This is a genomic window from Streptomyces sp. NPDC051310, assembly GCF_044455245.1.
Lineage (GTDB): Bacteria > Actinomycetota > Actinomycetes > Streptomycetales > Streptomycetaceae > Streptomyces.
The window spans coordinates 301,046-317,711 of sequence record NZ_JBITEO010000001.1 but is presented as its reverse complement, the minus strand read 5'-3'; the positions used below and the strand labels follow the sequence as shown (position 1 = coordinate 317,711).

The 16,666-nt window shown below is 72.8% G+C and carries 12 protein-coding genes, 3 tRNA genes and 1 pseudogene; 11 read left to right on the top strand and 5 right to left on the bottom strand.

The window, feature by feature from the left end; all coding sequences use genetic code 11:
* The first annotated feature begins 1 nt into the window (after nt 1).
* The 5 genes from ACIA79_RS01475 (at nt 2) to ACIA79_RS01455 (ending at nt 7,139) form a co-directional block, all read left to right on the top strand.
* Nucleotides 2-898, top strand: coding sequence for a sirohydrochlorin chelatase (locus ACIA79_RS01475; RefSeq protein WP_399425909.1), 897 nt, complete (start codon nt 2-4; stop codon nt 896-898).
* A gap of 37 nt (nt 899-935) precedes the next feature.
* Nucleotides 936-2,243 (top strand): deoxyguanosinetriphosphate triphosphohydrolase, encoded by a 1,308-nt coding sequence (locus ACIA79_RS01470; protein WP_399425908.1) that lies wholly within the window; start codon nt 936-938, stop codon nt 2,241-2,243.
* Between the two features lie 147 nt (nt 2,244-2,390).
* Entirely contained in the window at nt 2,391-3,659 is a 1,269-nt protein-coding gene (locus ACIA79_RS01465; RefSeq protein WP_399425906.1) for an NAD(P)/FAD-dependent oxidoreductase, read from the top strand.
* Between the two features lie 9 nt (nt 3,660-3,668).
* A complete protein-coding gene (gene dnaG / locus ACIA79_RS01460; RefSeq protein ID WP_399425904.1) occupies nt 3,669-5,576 on the top strand; it encodes a DNA primase in 1,908 nt (635 codons plus the stop codon).
* Nucleotides 5,577-5,711: 135 nt separating this feature from the next.
* The gene (locus ACIA79_RS01455) at nt 5,712-7,139 is read left to right on the top strand and encodes an RNA polymerase sigma factor (RefSeq protein WP_399426269.1); all 1,428 of its coding nucleotides are present in this window, start codon (nt 5,712-5,714) and stop codon (nt 7,137-7,139) included.
* A 100-nt stretch (nt 7,140-7,239) separates the two neighbouring features.
* Here the strand turns inward: ACIA79_RS01455 and ACIA79_RS01450 are convergent, their stop codons facing one another.
* The 5 genes from ACIA79_RS01450 to ACIA79_RS01430 all read right to left on the bottom strand — a co-directional run bounded on the left by ACIA79_RS01450 (nt 7,240) and on the right by ACIA79_RS01430 (nt 13,206).
* A complete protein-coding gene (locus tag ACIA79_RS01450; protein ID WP_399425902.1) occupies nt 7,240-7,470 on the bottom strand; it encodes a hypothetical protein in 231 nt (76 codons plus the stop codon).
* 40 nt (nt 7,471-7,510) lie between these two features.
* On the bottom strand, nt 7,511-9,445 hold the full coding sequence (locus ACIA79_RS01445) for an ABC transporter ATP-binding protein (protein WP_399425900.1): 1,935 nt from the start codon (nt 9,443-9,445) through the stop codon (nt 7,511-7,513).
* Nucleotides 9,445-11,178, bottom strand: coding sequence for an ABC transporter ATP-binding protein (locus ACIA79_RS01440; RefSeq protein ID WP_399425898.1), 1,734 nt, complete (start codon nt 11,176-11,178; stop codon nt 9,445-9,447). Before ACIA79_RS01440 ends, ACIA79_RS01445 begins: the two co-directional genes overlap by 1 nt.
* A 222-nt stretch (nt 11,179-11,400) precedes the next feature.
* The gene (locus ACIA79_RS01435) at nt 11,401-12,849 is read right to left on the bottom strand and encodes an FGGY family carbohydrate kinase (RefSeq protein WP_399425896.1); all 1,449 of its coding nucleotides are present in this window, start codon (nt 12,847-12,849) and stop codon (nt 11,401-11,403) included.
* Nucleotides 12,850-12,906: 57 nt separating this feature from the next.
* A complete protein-coding gene (locus ACIA79_RS01430) occupies nt 12,907-13,206 on the bottom strand; it encodes a YtxH domain-containing protein (protein WP_399425895.1) in 300 nt (99 codons plus the stop codon).
* A 171-nt stretch (nt 13,207-13,377) separates the two neighbouring features.
* Between ACIA79_RS01430 and ACIA79_RS01425 the strand changes: the two genes are divergently transcribed.
* From ACIA79_RS01425 to ACIA79_RS01400, 6 genes and pseudogenes are all read left to right on the top strand, one after another.
* Nucleotides 13,378-13,450 (top strand) — tRNA-Asn (locus tag ACIA79_RS01425).
* A 5-nt stretch (nt 13,451-13,455) separates the two neighbouring features.
* Nucleotides 13,456-13,528, top strand: a tRNA-Asn gene (locus ACIA79_RS01420).
* Nucleotides 13,529-13,751: 223 nt separating this feature from the next.
* Nucleotides 13,752-13,828: transfer RNA gene (locus tag ACIA79_RS01415), tRNA-Ile, on the top strand.
* A 352-nt stretch (nt 13,829-14,180) separates the two neighbouring features.
* A complete protein-coding gene (locus ACIA79_RS01410) occupies nt 14,181-15,308 on the top strand; it encodes an NADH:flavin oxidoreductase (RefSeq protein ID WP_399425893.1) in 1,128 nt (375 codons plus the stop codon).
* A gap of 12 nt (nt 15,309-15,320) precedes the next feature.
* Nucleotides 15,321-15,623 (top strand): annotated as a pseudogene (locus tag ACIA79_RS01405) (IS630 family transposase); the annotation flags it as partial.
* A 21-nt stretch (nt 15,624-15,644) separates the two neighbouring features.
* A complete protein-coding gene (locus ACIA79_RS01400; RefSeq protein WP_399425892.1) occupies nt 15,645-16,082 on the top strand; it encodes a cytidine deaminase in 438 nt (145 codons plus the stop codon).
* Nucleotides 16,083-16,666 lie beyond the last annotated feature (584 nt).

The window sequence follows — 16,666 nt, the reverse complement described above, 5'->3', positions numbered from 1 at the left end:
CATGACGGAGCAGGCAGACCGAGCCGCGTGCACCTTCGACTCCACCGCCGAGCTGCTCACCCGCATCACCACCCAGCTCGGCACGCAACTGCACCACCTCCACCGCAACGGAACGCGCAGGCACATGAGCACACCCCAGAGCCCCACCCTCGTCGCCGTCGCGCACGGCAGCCGCGACCCGCGCGCCCTGCGGACCGTGACCGCGCTGCTCGACCGGGTGCGCGCACTGCGGCCCGGCCTGCGCGTACGCCTCGGGCACATCGAACTGAACGCCCCGCTGCTCACCGACACGCTGGACGAGCTCGCGGACCGCACCGCCCGGGAGGGCGGCGGCGAGGCCGTCCTCGTACCGCTGCTGCTCAGCCGCGGCCACCACGTCAAGCACGACCTGCCCGGCGCCGCCGCCGCGGTGCGGGACCGGCTGCGCGTCCGCGTCGCCGCCCCGCTCGGCCCGCACCCGCTGCTCGTGGAGGCGCTCGCCGACCGGCTCACCGAGGCCGGCTGGACCGCCGGGGACCGCGCCGGCGTCGTCCTCGCCGCCGCGGGCTCCCGCGACCCCGAGTCGGCCGCCGACACCCGCCGCACCGCCCGCCTCCTCTCCGAACGGCTCGGCGGCGTGCCCGTCCTCCCCGCCTACGCCTCCGCCGCCGCACCCACCGTGGCGCAGGCCGTCCGCGCCCTCGCGGCCCGCGGCCGCCACCGCACCGCCGTCGCCTCCTGCTTCACCGCCCCCGGCCTGTTCGCCACCCGCAGCGCCGCCGCCGCGCCGTGGACCGCGGCCGAACCGCTCGGCGCCCACCCGGCCATGGCCCGGCTCGTCCTCCACCGGTACGACGAGGCCGTCGCCGCCGCCGTCCCGCACGCCCACCCGCAGCCGCTGGAACTCGCCTCCGCTTGACGGGTTCGCCGTCAGTCCCTGCGGTTACCTTCAGTGCATGAACGGCATCCTGGAAGGGCCCGACGAGACGGCGCACCACTACGACGAGACGGCGACCGAGCGCTGGGCCGCCGAGCCCGACAAGCGGCCCGGCCGCACCGCGTTCCAGCGCGACCGCGCCCGGGTGCTGCACTCCGCCGCCCTGCGCCGCCTGGCCGGAAAGACCCAGGTCGTCACCCCCGGCTCCCGCAGCCTCGCCTGGGACGCCAGCCCCCGCACCCGGCTGACCCACTCCCTGGAGTGCGCCCAGGTCGGCCGCGAGCTCGGCGCCGCGCTCGGCTGCGACCCCGACCTCGTCGAGGCCGCCTGCCTGGCGCACGACATGGGCCACCCGCCGTTCGGGCACAACGGCGAGCAGGCCCTCAACGACGTCGCCAAGGACTGCGGCGGCTTCGAGGGCAACGCCCAGTCGCTGCGGCTGCTCACCCGGATCGAACCCAAGCGCTTCGTGCCGGACCCGCGCACCGGCGAGCTGGTCAGCGTCGGCCTGAACCTCACCCGCGCCACCCTTGATGCCGCCACCAAGTACCCCTGGCCCCGCGGCGCCCACCCCACCGACCCCGGCTCGCCCAAGTTCGGTGTGTACGAGGACGACCTGCCCGTCTTCGCGTGGGCCCGGCAGGGCGCGCCCGGCCACCGCAAGTGCTTCGAGGCCCAGGTCATGGACTGGTCCGACGACGTCGCGTACTCGGTGCACGACTTCGAGGACGGCCTGCACGCCGGGCACATCGACCCCAACCTGCTGCTGGCCGAGCCGGAGCGTGCCGACATCTGGCGCGTGGCCGTCGGCCGGTACGTACCGGAGGACACCGACCCGCAGGAGCTCGCCGAGGCCCTGGACCGGCTCGTCGGGCAGGAGTGGTGGCCGCACGGGTACGACGGGACGGCCATCGCCCAGGCCCGCCTGAAGGACGCCACCAGCCAGCTGATCGGCCGCTTCTGCACGGCTGCCGAGGGCGCCACCCGCCGGGCCCACGGATCGGGCCGCCTCACCCGGTACGCCGCCGAGCTCGTCGTCCCCCGGGAAACCCGCAACGAGTGCGCGGTGCTCAAGGCGGTCGCCGACCGGTACGTCATGCAGCGCGCCGAGCAGGAGGCCCTCCGCGCCGACCAGCGCATCGTCCTCGCCGAGCTCGCCGAGGCGCTGACCGCGCGGGCCCCCGAGGGGCTGGACCCGCAGTTCCGCGCCCTGTTCGACGCGGCGCCCGACGACCGCGCCCGCAAACGCGTCATCGTCGACCAGATCGCCTCGTTCACCGACGCCTCGGCCCGCACGCTGCACGCCCGCCTGGCGGCGCGCCGCTGACCCGCCGGGCCCGCGGGCACCCCCCGGGCGGCGCGGCGTAGCGTGGAAACCGCCCGGCCCGCGCGTCCCACGGGCCGCGGCCCGTGGACGAGAGCCCCCCGCCGCAGCACGAGAGAGCCCCTGAACCGCACCGCAAGGAGGCACCCAGTGGCCGACGCACCCGAGAGCTTCGTCATCGTCGGCGGGGGACTGGCCGGGGCCAGAGCCGCGGAGACCCTCCGCGGCGAAGGGTTCACCGGCCGCGTCGTCCTCATCGGGGACGAACACGAGCACCCCTACGAGCGCCCGCCCCTCTCCAAGGGCTACCTGACCGGCAAGGACGAGCGCGCCGGCGCCTTCCTGCACGAGCCGGACTTCTACGCCCGGGCCGGGATCGAACTCCACCTCGGCACGCCCGTGACCGCGATCGACCGCGAGCGGAAGACCGTCCGCACCGCCGACGGCGCCTCCTTCCGGTACGACAAGCTCCTCCTCGCCACCGGCGCCGAACCGCGCCCGCTCGGCATCCCCGGCACCGGCCTCGCCGGCGTGCACCAGCTGCGCCGCCTCCCCGACGCCGACCGCCTGCGCGACACCCTCGCCTCCCTCGGCCGCAACAACGGACACCTGGTCATCGCCGGAGCCGGCTGGATCGGCCTGGAGGTCGCCGCGGCCGCCCGCGGCTACGGCGCGGAGGTCACCGTCGTCGAGCCGGAACCCACACCGCTCCACCGGGTCGTCGGCCCCGAGCTCGGCCAGTTCTTCCGGGAGCTCCACGCCGAGCGCGGCGTCCGCTTCCGCTTCGGCACCCGGCTGACCGGGATCACCGGCCAGGAGGGCACGGTGCTGGCCGCCCGCACCGACGACGGCGACGAGCACCCGGCGCACGCGATCCTCGCCGCCGTCGGCGCCGCCCCGCGCACCGCCCTCGCCGAGGCCGCCGGCCTGGAGATCGCGAACCCCGCGGAGGGCCGGGGCATCGCCGTCGACGCCTCGCTGCGCACCTCCGACCCCGACATCCACGCGGCCGGCGACGTGGCGAGCGCCCACCACCCGCTCCTGGGGACCCGGCTGCGCGTGGAGCACTGGGCCAACGCCCTGAACGGCGGCCCGGCCGCCGCCCGCGCCATGCTCGGCCAGGACGTCTCGTACGACCGGGTGCCGTACTTCTACTCCGACCAGTACGACCTGGGCATGGAGTACTCCGGATGGGCGCCGCCCGGCTCCTACGACCAGGTCGTGCTGCGCGGCGACGCCGGCAGGCGGCAGTTCCTCGCCTTCTGGCTGAAGGACCGCCGGGTCCTTGCCGGGATGAACGCCAATGTGTGGGACGTCACAGACGACATCCAGAAGCTCATCCGTTCCGGCGCCCCCGTGGACCCCGAGGCGCTCGCCGACCCCTCGACACCGCTCACCGCCGTCCTGCCCCACCCGTAGACTTCCTCCGTGGCAGGCAGGATCAACGATGACGACGTGAAGGCGGTCCGGGACGCGGTCCCGATCGACGCCGTCGTGTCCGAGTACCTCCAGCTGCGCAACGCCGGCGGCGGCAACCTCAAGGGCCTGTGCCCCTTCCACGACGAGAAGTCCCCCTCCTTCCAGGTCAGCCCCAGCAAGGGTCTCTTCCACTGCTTCGGCTGCCAGGAGGGCGGGGACACCATCGCCTTCGTGATGAAGATCGACCACCTCTCCTTCTCGGAGACGGTCGAGCGCCTCGCCGCCAAGGCGGGCATCACCCTGCGCTACGAGGAGGGCGGGTACAACCCCGGCCACCAGCGCGGCGAGCGCATCCGCCTGATCGAGGCCCACAAGGCGGCCGCCCAGTTCTACGCCGAACAACTCGACGGCGCCGAGGCCGAGATCGGCCGCACCTTCCTCGCCGAACGCGGCTTCGACCAGGCCGCCGCCCAGCACTTCGGCGTCGGCTACAGCCCGGCCGGCTGGGACCACCTCACCCGCTACCTGCGCGGGAAGGGCTTCTCGGACAAGGAACTGATCGTCTCCGGCCTCTCCCAGGACGGCCGCCGCGGCCCCATCGACCGCTTCCGCGGCCGCCTCATGTGGCCCATCCGGGACGTCGGCGGCGAGGTCGTCGGCTTCGGCGCGCGCAAGCTGCGCGACGACGACAACGGGCCCAAGTACCTCAACACCCCCGAGACCCCCATCTACAAGAAGTCCCAGGTCCTGTACGGCATCGACCTGGCCAAGAAGGACATCGCCAAGTCCAGCCGGGCCGTGGTCGTCGAGGGCTACACCGATGTGATGGCCTGCCACCTCGCCGGGGTCACCACCGCCATCGCCACCTGCGGCACCGCCTTCGGCGGCGACCACATCAAGATCCTTCGCCGGCTGCTGATGGACAACGGCTCGGCCCGCGTGATCTTCACCTTCGACGGCGACGCCGCCGGCCAGAAGGCCGCCCTGCGCGCCTTCGAGGACGACCAGAAGTTCGCCGCCGAGACGTACATCGCCATCGCCCCGGACGGCATGGACCCCTGCGACCTGCGCCTCGTCAAGGGCGACGAAGCCGTCCAGGAGCTCGTCGAGCCGCGCACCCCGCTCTTCGAGTTCGCACTGCGCCAGATCATCGCCCGGTACGACCTGGAGACCCCGGCCGGGCGCGCCGCCGCGCTCGACGAGGCGGCGCCGATCGTCGCCCGCATCAAGAACGTCGCCTCGCAGCACGAGGTCGCCGTGCAGCTCGCGGGCATGGTCGGCATCCTCGACACCCAGTTCGTCGTCCGCCGCGTGGCCCAGCTCGCCCGCTGGGCCAGGGACCGCGGCGGCCGCGGACCGGCGCCCTCCGCCGCCCGCCCCGCGCCCTCCGCCGCACCTGCCGCGCAGTCCCCGGCCGCCCCCGCGGGCCCGGCCCTCAACCTGCGCAACCCCGTCCACCGCACCGAACGGGAGCTGCTGAAGCTCGCCCTGCAGCACCCGGCGCTGGTCTCGCCCGCCTTCGACGCGTACGGCGTCGACGAGTTCACCGCCCCGCCGTACGCCGCCGTGCGGCAGACCATCGCCGAGGCGGGCGGCGCCGAGCAGGGCATCGACAGCTCCGCCGACTACCTCGCCCGGGTCCGCGACGCGGCGCCCGACGACCGGGTCCGCGCCCTGGTCACCGAACTGGCGGTGGAGCCCCTCCACGGGCGCACCGTGGACGAGGCGTACGCGGGGAACCACCTCGTCGCCGTCCGCCTCCGCGCCGTCGACCGCCGGGTCCGTGACGTCCAGGGCACCCTCACGCGGCTCGGCGCGCACGGCGATCCCGAGCAGCTCGCGGCGGTCCAGAACGAGCTGTGGGTGCTCCAGCAGTACGCCCAGTCCCTGCGCAACCGGGGCGCGGACGCGCTGTAGCGCGGCCGTCGCAAAAAGTGGCCGCACGCCCCTCGTGGCGGTGATGTGTCGTACCCCACACTGAGGGCGGTGCCTGAGTCCTCGGAGCGCGGCCGGTCCACAGACGGTGGGCCATCGACTCCCGCGGATCCGCTCATCGCGTACGGGACGGAACACAGCGGCACGGCCGCCGACGCCGTCCCCCTGCCGCACGCCCCCGAACCGGCAGCGATCACCCTGGAGGTCGCCCCCGTGCAGACCCGGACCCTTGCCGACATCGATCCCGCCACGGCTTCGGCCATCGCCGTACCCCTGCAGCCCCTCGCGGCGCATCACGAAGCGGTCGGCGGAGGACCGGCGGTCGAGGCACCGGACGCGCCGGAGGCCTCGGCGGACCCCGCGGACCCCACCGACCCGGCGGACCTCGCGGACCTCCCCGAGCCGCCGGACCTGGCCGCGGCACCGGACCTCCCCGAGCCGCCGGATCTCACGGAGCCACCGGACGTGGCCGAGCTCCCGGACCTCGCCGCAGCGCCGGACCTCGCCGAGCCACCGGACCTCGCGGAGCCGTCGGACGTGGCCGAGCTGACGGACGTGGCCGAGCTGCCGGACCTCGCCGAGCCGCCCCGTGCAGCCGCCGCCGCCCGTACCGCCGCCGCGGGCACCGGCAGCGGACCCTCCGCCGACCTCTTCCGCCAGTACCTGCGCGAGATAGGCCGCGTCCCGCTGCTCACCGCCGCCGAGGAGGTCGAGCTCGCCCGCCGCGTCGAAGCCGGCCTGTTCGCCGAGGAGAAGCTCGCCGGCACCCCGGACCTGGACTCGCAGCTGGCACACGACCTCGACCGGCTCGTCGTCATGGGCCGCATGGCCAAGCGCCGCCTCATCGAGGCCAACCTGCGCCTCGTCGTCTCCGTCGCCAAGCGCTACGTCGGCCGCGGCCTGACCATGCTCGACCTGGTCCAGGAGGGGAACCTCGGCCTGATCCGGGCGGTCGAGAAGTTCGACTACGCGCGCGGCTACAAGTTCTCGACGTACGCGACCTGGTGGATCCGCCAGGCCATGTCCCGTGCGCTGGCCGACCAGGCCCGCACGATCCGGGTGCCCGTCCACGTCGTCGAGCTGATCAACCGGGTCATACGGGTGCAGCGCCGGATGCTCCAGGAGCGCGGTCACGAACCGACCCACGACGAGGTGGCCGCCCACCTCGACCTGCCGCCCGAGCGGGTCGGCGAGGTGCTGCGCCTCGCCCAGGAGCCGGTCTCCCTGCACGCGCCGGTCGGCGAGGAGGACGATGTCGCGCTCGGCGACCTCATCGAGGACGCGGACGCCGCGTCCCCCGTGGAGTCCGCGGCGTTCCTGCTGCTGCGCGAGCACCTGGAGGCGGTCCTCTCCACCCTCGGGGAGCGCGAACGCAAGGTCGTCCAGCTCCGTTACGGCCTGGCCGACGGCAGGCCCCGCACCCTGGAGGAGATCGGACGGATCTTCGGCGTGACGCGCGAACGCATCCGCCAGATCGAGTCCAAGACCCTCGGCAAGCTGCGGGACCACGCCTTCGCGGACCAGCTGCGCGGCTACCTGGACTGACGGCACCGGCCGCCGGCCCGCCCGCACCGCGGCCGGCCCGCCCGCACCGCGGCCGCCCGCCAGCCGCCACGGCCGGCCGGCCGCCCGCGAGCCGCCGCGGTCAGGCGTCCGGGCCGGCCCCGTCCTGCCGCCTCTTCAGCGCGGCTTCCACCCCGCAGCCGACCGCGACGCCGAAGCAGAGCCCCAGCGAGAGGCCCAGGGCGAGATGATCGGTCAGCTGCCCGACGCTGATGCCGATGGCCAGTCCGACCGGCATCCACAGCGCCAGCCCCTTGGCGCTCCCCGCCGCGTCGCCGCCGCTCGCCCCGGCCTTCCCGCTCCCGTCGGTCATGGTGCGGTTCCCCCTTCTGTTCCGTTCGTACGGTCCATGGTCAGTCGACCTCGGCGACCGCCTGGGCGAACTGGGCCGCGTACAGGCGCGCGTACGCACCGTCGGCCGCCAGCAGTTCGCCGTGCGTGCCCTGCTCGACGATGGCGCCGTTCTCCATCACCAGGATCACGTCGGCGTCGCGGATCGTCGACAGCCGGTGCGCGATCACGAAGCTCGTCCGTCCGTGCGCCAGCCGCGCCATCGCCTGCTGGATCAGCACCTCGGTACGGGTGTCGACGGAGCTCGTCGCCTCGTCCAGGATCAGTATCACCGGGTCCGACAGGAACGCCCGTGCGATGGTGATCAGCTGCTTCTCGCCCGCGCTCACGCCCGTGCCGTCGTCGTCGATGACGGTGTCGTACCCGTCCGGCAGCGTCCGGATGAACCGGTCCGCGTGCGCCGCCCGCGCCGCCTCCTCGATCTCCTCCCGCGTCACCTCGCGCGAGCGCGCCGCGCCGTACGCGATGTTGTCGGCGATGGTGCCGCCGAACAGCCAGGTGTCCTGGAGCACCATGCCGATGCCGGACCGCAGCTGCTCGCGGGACATCTCCGCCGCGTCGACCCCGTCGAAGAGGATGCGACCGCCCGTCACTTCGTAGAACCGCATCAGCAGGTTCACGAGCGTCGTCTTCCCGGCGCCGGTCGGGCCGACGATGGCCACCGTCTGACCCGGCTCGACCGTCAGCGACAGGTTCTCGATGAGCGGGATGTCCGGCTCGTACCGGAAGGAGACCTTCTCCAGCGAGACCCGCCCCGCGCGCATCCCCGGGCCGCCCGAGACCGCGGCGTCCGGCTCCTGCTCCTCCGCGTCCAGCAGCTCGAAGATCCGCTCGGCGGACGCGACGCCCGACTGCACGAGGTTCGCCATCGAGGCGACCTGCGTCAGCGGCATCGAGAACTGCCGCGAGTACTGGACGAAGGCCTGCACGTCACCGATGGACAGGGAGCCCGACGCGACCCGCAGCCCCCCCACCACGGCCACCAGCACATAGTTGAGGTTCGACACGAAGAACATCAGCGGCTGCATGATCCCGCTGTTGAACTGCGCCTTGAAGCCGGCCTCGTACAGCGCCTCGTTCTGCTCCCGGAACTCCTCGGCCGCCTCGTCCTGCCGCCCGAAGACCTTCACCAGCGCGTGCCCGCTGTACATCTCCTCGATGTGGGCGTTGAGCCGTCCCGTCGACTTCCACTGCTGCACGAAGTGCGGCTGGGAACGCTTGCCGACCTTCGTCGCCACGACCACCGACAGCGGCACGGTCACCAGCGCGACCAGCGCCAGCAGCGGCGAGATCCAGAACATCATCACCAGCACGCCGACGATGGTCAGCGCCGAGTTGATCAGCTGGCCCATCGTCTGCTGCATGGTCTGCGAGATGTTGTCGATGTCGTTGGTCACCCGGCTCAGCACCTCACCGCGCTTGGCCCGGTCGAAGTACGACAGCGGCAGCCGCTCCAGCTTCGCCTGCACGTCCTCGCGCATCCGGTACACGGTCCGGTTGATCACCATGATCGACAGCCGCGTCGAGACCAGCATCGCCAGCCCCGCGACCACGTACACCGCCAGCACCGTCAGCAGGACGCCCCCGACGGCGCCGAAGTCGATGCCCTGTCCAGGTGTGAAGTCCACGCCGCCCAGCATGTCGGCGAGCCCGTCGTCGCCCTTGGCACGCAGCGCCTCAAGCGCCTGCTCCTTGGTGGCGCCCTCCGGCATCCCGCGGCCCACCACGCCCGCGAAGACGAGGTCGGTCGCGCGGCCGAGGATCATCGGCCCCACCACCGACAGCGCCACGCTCAGCACGCCCGCCGCCACCATCAGCCACAGCGTGGCCTTCTCCGGCGCCAGCTGCCGCAGCAGCCGTCTGCCCGACCCCTTGAAGTCCATCGACCTCTGGTCGGGGCCGCCGCCGGCCATCATCCGTCCCGCCGGCCCCGCCATCAGGCTGCCTCCGCTTCCGTCAGCTGGGAGAGCACGATCTCCCGGTACGTCTCATTGCCCGCCATCAGCTCGTGATGGCGGCCCGCCCCCACGACCCGGCCCTCGTCCATGACCACGATCCGGTCGGCGTCGCGGATGGTGGCGACCCGCTGGGCGACGATCACCACGGTGGCGTCCGCCGTCTCCGCCGCCAGAGCCGCGCGCAGCCGCGCGTCCGTGGCGTAGTCCAGCGCCGAGAACGAGTCGTCGAAGAGATAGATCTCCGGCCGCTGCACCAGCGTCCGCGCGATCGCCAGCCGCTGCCGCTGCCCGCCCGACACGTTCGTCCCGCCCTGGGCGATCGGCGCGTCGAGGCCGTGCTCCAGACCGCGTACGAAGTCGGCGGCCTGCGCCACCTCCAGCGCGTGCCACAGCTCCTCGTCGGTCGCCCCGGGCTTCCCGTACCGCAGGTTCGTCGCCACCGTCCCCGAGAAGAGGTACGGCTTCTGCGGCACCAGCCCGACGGTCCGCGCCATGAGCGCCGGGTCGAGCTCGCGCACGTCCACGCCGTCGACCAGCACCTCGCCGCCCGTCGCGTCGAACAGCCGCGGCACCAGCCCCAGCAGCGTCGACTTGCCGCTGCCCGTCGAGCCGATCACCGCGGTCACCTCGCCGGGCCGGGCGACCAGGTCCACCCCGCGCAGCACCGGTTCCTCGGCGCCCGGGTAGCGGAAGTCGGCGCCGCGTATCTCCAGGTGGCCGTGGCGGGTCAGCTCCCGCACGGGCGACACCGGCGGCACGACGCTCGACCGGGTCGCCAGCACCTCCTCGATGCGCTCGGCGCACACCTCGGCGCGCGGCACCATCATGAACATGAAGGTGGCCATCATCACGGCCATCACGATCTGCATCAGGTACGCGAGGAAGGCCGTCAGCGCCCCGATCTGCATCGCGCCGCCGTCGATCCGGTGCGCACCGAACCACACCACCGCGACGCTGGAGACGTTCACCACGGTCATCACCGTCGGGAACATCAGCGCCATCAGGCGCCCCGTCGCCACCGAGACGTCCGTCAGCTCGCGGTTCGCCCCGGCGAACCGTTCACGCTCGTACGCGTCCCGGACGAACGCCCTGATGACGCGGTTGCCGGTGATCTGCTCCCGCAGCACCCGGTTCACCGTGTCCAGCCGCTCCTGCATCGTGCGGAACAGCGGCCGCATCCGCTTGACGATGAGCGACACGGAGACGCCGAGCACCGGCACCACGGCCAGCAGCACCGCCGACAGCGGCACGTCCTGCCCGAGCGCCATGACGATGCCGCCCACGCACATGATCGGCGCCGAGACCATGAGCGTGAACGCCATCAGCACGAGCATCTGCACCTGCTGGACGTCATTGGTGGTGCGGGTGATCAGGGACGGCGCCCCGAACTGCCCGAGTTCACGGGCGGAGAACGACTGCACGCGGTCGAAGACCGCGGCCCGCACGTCCTTGCCGAGCGCCGCGGCGGTCCGGGCCCCGTAGTACACGGCGCCTATGTTGCAGACGACCTGCACCACCGACACCGCGACCATGATCGCGCCGAACCGCAGGATGTAGCCGGTGTCACCGGTGACGACACCGTTGTCGATGATGTCGGCGTTCAGGCTGGGCAGATAGAGGGAGGCACAGGTCTGGAGGAACTGGAGGACCACCAATACGACGATGGGCCGTTTGTACGGCCCCAGGTGGCGTCGAAGAAGTTGTCTGAGCACACCATCAACTATCTCCCCCGGACCGCGCGCGTTACGAGCCGTTTTCCCCGACGCTCACGAGCACCCGGCCCCGCGCGCGGAGGCGTTGCCCACGCGCGGGTACGCGCCCGTGCGACGGGCGCAGGGCACGCGCCGCGCCCGCACGCCCGTACACAGTCGCCGGACGGCCGCACCGTCGGGCAGGCATGCGCGCCCGGCACGCCCCCGGTGGGGCGGCGACCGTCAGGCCTGCGACGCGGTGAACGCGCCGGGGTGCAGCTGGTCGCGGGTCGCCCGGTACTGCTGCCGCACCGCCTGCCCCACCGCCAGCTCCTCGCCCGGCTCGAAGACCTGCATCGCGGCCGACTGCCACGCCGGCGGAGCCTGCGGCGACAGCACGCCGTGCGACACCCCGAGCGCCCACGCGGCCTGGCGCGCCGCACCGAGCGCCGCGTAGTCCGCGGGCTGCGGTACGACGACCTGGGCACCGAAGATCGCGGGGGCGGCGGCCTGCACGGCGGGCAGTTCGGCGGCCGCGCCCAGCAGGAACACCCGCCGCACCTCCACGCCCCGCCCGCGCAGCACGTCCATCGCGTCGGCAAGCGAGCACAGCATGCCTTCGAAGGCCGCCCGCGCCAGGTGCTCCGGCTTCATCGACTCGCGGCGCAGACCGCTCAGCGTGCCTGCCGTGTGCGGCAGTTGCGGCGTCCGCTCGCCCTCCAGATAGGGCAGCAGCACGAGCCCGGAGGCCCCGGGCGTCGACTTGAGCGCCAGCGACGACAGCTCCTCCAGGCTCTCGGCGCCCAGCATCTCCGCGGTCCCGCGCAGCGCGCGTACCGCGTTCGACACGTGGACGACCGGCAGGTGCATGCCCGTGGCGTCCGCGAAGGCGGTGATCATCCCCTGCGGGTCGGCGAGCGCCTCGTGGTGGACGGCCATCACGGAACCGGAGGCTCCGAGCGATACGACGGCGTCCCCGAGGCCGAGCCCCAGGCCGAGCGCCGCGGCCATCGTCTCGCCGGTCCCGGCGGAGATCAGCAGCCCCTCGGGGGTCACCCCCGCCGCCTCGGCCGGCCCGAGGACCTCGGGCAGCGCGGCCTGGTGCCCCAGCGCCAGCTCGACCACATCGGGCCGGTACGCACCGGCTCCGGCCGACCAGTACCCGGTCCCGGAGGCGGCGCCCCGGTCGGTGATCCGGCGGGCCGGACGGCCCAGCAGCTGCCAGACCAGCCAGTCGTGCGGCTGCATCAGCATCGCGACGCGCGCCGCGGCCTCCGGCTCCGTACGTGCCAGCCAGCGCAGCTTGGCCACCGGCTGTGCCGCCTGCGGCACGCAGCCGACGGCCTCGGCCCACGCCTGACGGCCGCCGAAGGCCTCGACGAGGTCCGCGGCGGCGACTTGCGCCCGCTTGTCGTTGCCGACCAGCGCGGGGCGCACGAGGTTGCCCTGCCGGTCCAGCGGCAGCAGCCCGTGCTGCTGCGCGGAGACACCGATGGCCTGCACACCCTCCAGCAGCCCGCCGGAAGCGGCCTCCCCGAGGGAGAGCAGCCACGCCTGCGGGTCCACCTCCGTGGCCTTCGGGTCGACGGGGTGCGGCGCGTAGCCCTGCCGCAGCACCGCACCCGTGTCCGTGTCGCAGACGACGATGCGCGTGAAACCCGACGAACTGTCCAACCCGGCGACTATCCCCATGGGCATAGATTCTGCCGCACTCGGGGCATGTCCCGGAGCGTCCGCCGGGTCCACTTCTCAGGTGTTGCTGGTTCCCCACTCGTCCTGGCCGCCGTGCCCCCGCTCCCGGAGCGAACGCACCCGCTCGGCGACCGAGTCGGGCATCCGGTCGCCGACCTTGCCGCTCACGGCGTGCATGGCCTTCTCGGCCACCTCCCGCCCGGTGTGCGCGGCCGACTCGGCGGCGTTGCGCACGGACGGGTTCTGGGAGAGGTCGCGCGCCGTCCGGCGCAACTGCTCGTACCGTTCCCGTCCGGCCCGTGTGCCGATCACGTACCCGAGGGCCAGTCCCACGATGAACGTCAGCTTGTACCGCATCGCTGCCACCCTTCCGAAGGCGTCGGTGCTGGCCGCCTACCCTGAGGGCCGGGGATCATCCCGGGATACCGATTGGCGGAGCACCCCCCTGCTTGCGCTAATGTATGTGTCGCAGCGAGCGCGCGCCGCCCGGGGAGGTCCCCGAGAGGTACGTTCGGTGCAACGCAGCAATCCCCTGTAGCTCAATTGGCAGAGCAGCCGGCTGTTAACCGGCAGGTTACTGGTTCGAGTCCAGTCGGGGGAGCGCGATCCCCTGTAGCTCAATTGGCAGAGCATTCGGCTGTTAACCGGAGGGTTGCTGGTTCGAGTCCAGCCGGGGGAGCGGTGTCGGAAGAGGACCTCCGGGAGGGGGTCCTCTTTCGCGTTCCCGGACCCCGCGGCAAGGACGCCCGGCGATCATTTCGGGACGTTCTCGCCGGACGGGAACCATGCGGGGCCCGGCGCAGTCCTCATGGGCGTGCGATGCCGACCATCCGGAGCAGGAGATCGTATGAGCGGCTATGCTGCGGCAGACGGCGCGCACAAATGTGCGCGACGCGCCGTAAGGGGCGGTAGCTCAGCCGGTTAGAGCAGCGGACTCATAATCCGTCGGCCGTGGGTTCGAGTCCCACCCGCCCCACCACAGTCCATCTGTGCAGAAACGTTTCGAGCGGCATGTTCACCGCTCGGACGCACCGCGGCCCCGCCCCCGCGCGCCCCTTGCCCGTGTCTTCATCGACGGCAGCCCGCCGGTCGAGTGGCTCCGGTCGGTGACGCCCCGCCGTCCGGGTCCGGCCCCCGCATCCGTCACGCGGCGTCTCCCGTCCGCCGCCGTGCCCGCGTCCGCACACGCGTGTCGTGGCGAGCCGAAGTGTCGGGGATCACAGGGCGGTTCGGCCCGTGTCCGGGAATCGGGTCGTCGCCGGGGTAGTTGACGCCAGCACCCGCATTCGATGCGTGTGCACATACCGCCCGGTACCCCGAGGAGCACCCCCGTGACCGTCACCGAGTCCGCCGCCTCCCGCGCGGCCGAGATCCTCTCCCGGCCCGTCTCGCTGAACGGCCTGACCGTTCCCAACCGCATCGTGATGGCCCCGATGACGCGCCAGTTCTCCCCGGGCGGCGTCCCCGGTGACGACGTGCGCTCCTACTACGCCCGCCGCGCCGCAGCGGGCGTGGGGCTGATCGTCACGGAGGGGACCTACGTCGGCCACGCGTCGGCCGGGGAGAGCGACCGGGTGCCGCGCTTCCACGGCGAGGAGCAGCTCGCGGGATGGGCCCGGGTCGCCGAAGCCGTGCACGAGGCGGGCGGCGCGATCGTGCCGCAGCTGTGGCACATCGGCATGGTGCGCAAGCAGGGCGACCCGCCCTACGCCGACGCCCCCGCGATCGGCCCCTCCGGCATTCGCCTCGACGGCACCGAGGGCGCCGGCAGGGCGATGACCCGGCGCGACCTGGACGACGTCATCGGAGCCTTCGCCGAGGCCGCCGCGGCCGCCGAGCGCATCGGCTTCGACGGCGTCGAACTCCACGGCGCCCACGGCTACCTCCTCGACCAGTTCCTGTGGTCGGGGACGAACCGCCGTACCGACGGCTACGGCGGTGACCCCGTGTCCCGTACGAAGTTCGCGGCCGAGATCGTGGCCGCCGTCCGCGAAGCCGTCTCGCCCGGCTTCCCGGTGCTCTTCCGCTACTCGCAGTGGAAGCAGGAGGCCTACGACGCCAAGCTCGCCGAGACCCCCGAGGAGCTGGAGGCGATCCTGGCCCCGCTCGCCGCGGCCGGCGTGGACGCCTTCCACGCCTCCACCCGCCGCTACTGGGTCCCGGAGTTCGCGGGGTCGGACCTCAACCTCGCCGGCTGGACGAAGAAGCTCACCGGCCGGCCCGCCATCACCGTCGGCTCGGTCGGCCTCGACGGCGACTTCATCAGGGCCTTCATGGGCGAGGGTGCCCCGGTCCAGGGCATCGACAACCTCCTCGACCGCCTGGAGCGCGAGGAGTTCGACCTGGTCGCCGTCGGCCGCGCCCTGCTGCAGGACCCGCAGTGGGCGGCGAAGGTCCTGTCGAACCGGCTCGACGAGCTGAAGCCCTATGACGTGGCGGCGCTCAAGACGCTGAGCTAGTGCCGTATCCGGCAAGTTCGTATCGCAAGCGTCTGTGACAACTTCTCCCCGCACCTGACCACGAAGAAGTACCGGCGGGTCGGCACCTGGGCAGCCGCGAACAACGTCGAGATCGCCTGCAGCCCGACCAACAGCTCCTGGCTCAATCGCATCGAAGCCCAGTTCACAGCCTTGCGCTACTTCACCTTCGATGGCACCGGCCACGCCAGCCACAAGGAGCAGGGCAGCATGATCCGCCGCTACATCATCTGGCGAAACCGCCACGCCGACGACCTGCGCCTCGGCGCCGTCGTCGACAGGGCCAACATCGCCTGACACCGAATGAAGGCAGAGAAGATGACCACACAGACCGACCGTGTCGACCACGAACTGATACGGGCAGCGGCACACGTCGCGGCCACACGCTGCCGGGGCGACAACCACACCATGGCGGCTGCGGCCCGCGTCCGGGACGGCCGGATCGTCACCGCGGTGAACGCCTATCACTTCACCGGAGGCCCCTGCGCGGAGCTGGTGCTCATCGGCACTGCTGCTGCCCAGGGCGCCTACGACCTGGACACCATCGTCGCCGTGGGTGACCGCGACCGAGGCGTCGTGCCCCCATGTGGCCGCTGCCGCCAGGTTCTCCTTGACTACTTCCCAGCCCTCAAGGTCATCGTCGGGACAAACGACGACCTCCGGCTGGTGCCCGTCACCAGCCTGCTTCCCGAAAGCTACATCTGGGCGGACCACCAGCTCGACGCTGAGGAGAGCGCACCACTCAGCACGAGCTGACGCCCCAGGCGGTTACAGGGCAAACGTTGCCTGATGCGGCACTGGATCGGCTCCGCGAAACCCCGTCCGCCCGGCAACGCCCGGCACGCCCGGTACCCGTCGAGCGAGGACGGGCCTGCCGTGCCCCGGCCCGTCGGGGCGGAGCCGGCCGCGCGGCGGGACGAGTCCGGGCGGGCGGCGGCATGCGGCGCGGCCGCCGCCACGCGTCCGGACGCCTCGGTCGGAATGGCTCAACGGGCCGGGGGCGTGCCGACTCCCCGGAGGACGGGCACGGAAGGCACCGGTTCGAATAATCTCCGCAGCCATTGCACGCCGGTGCGCACCATGCCCCGTCCGGGTCCGGCGAACCGATTCGTCCAGGAGAAATGCGCGGCTCGGCGCTCGCAGACGACGCGGAGTTCCGGGACTTGGCGGACACCGCACCGAGTGCATTCGGAATTCCCGCGGCCGCGAAGCCGCGATGTCGTGCCGCACCGGCGTCGCCGCGTGCCGGTGCGGTCAGGTGCCGCTCGTCCGGTGCGGGGAAGGGGCGGTCGGCGGCCCCGCAACCTCGGTATATCGACATGTCTGCCGAGAGCGGGTGC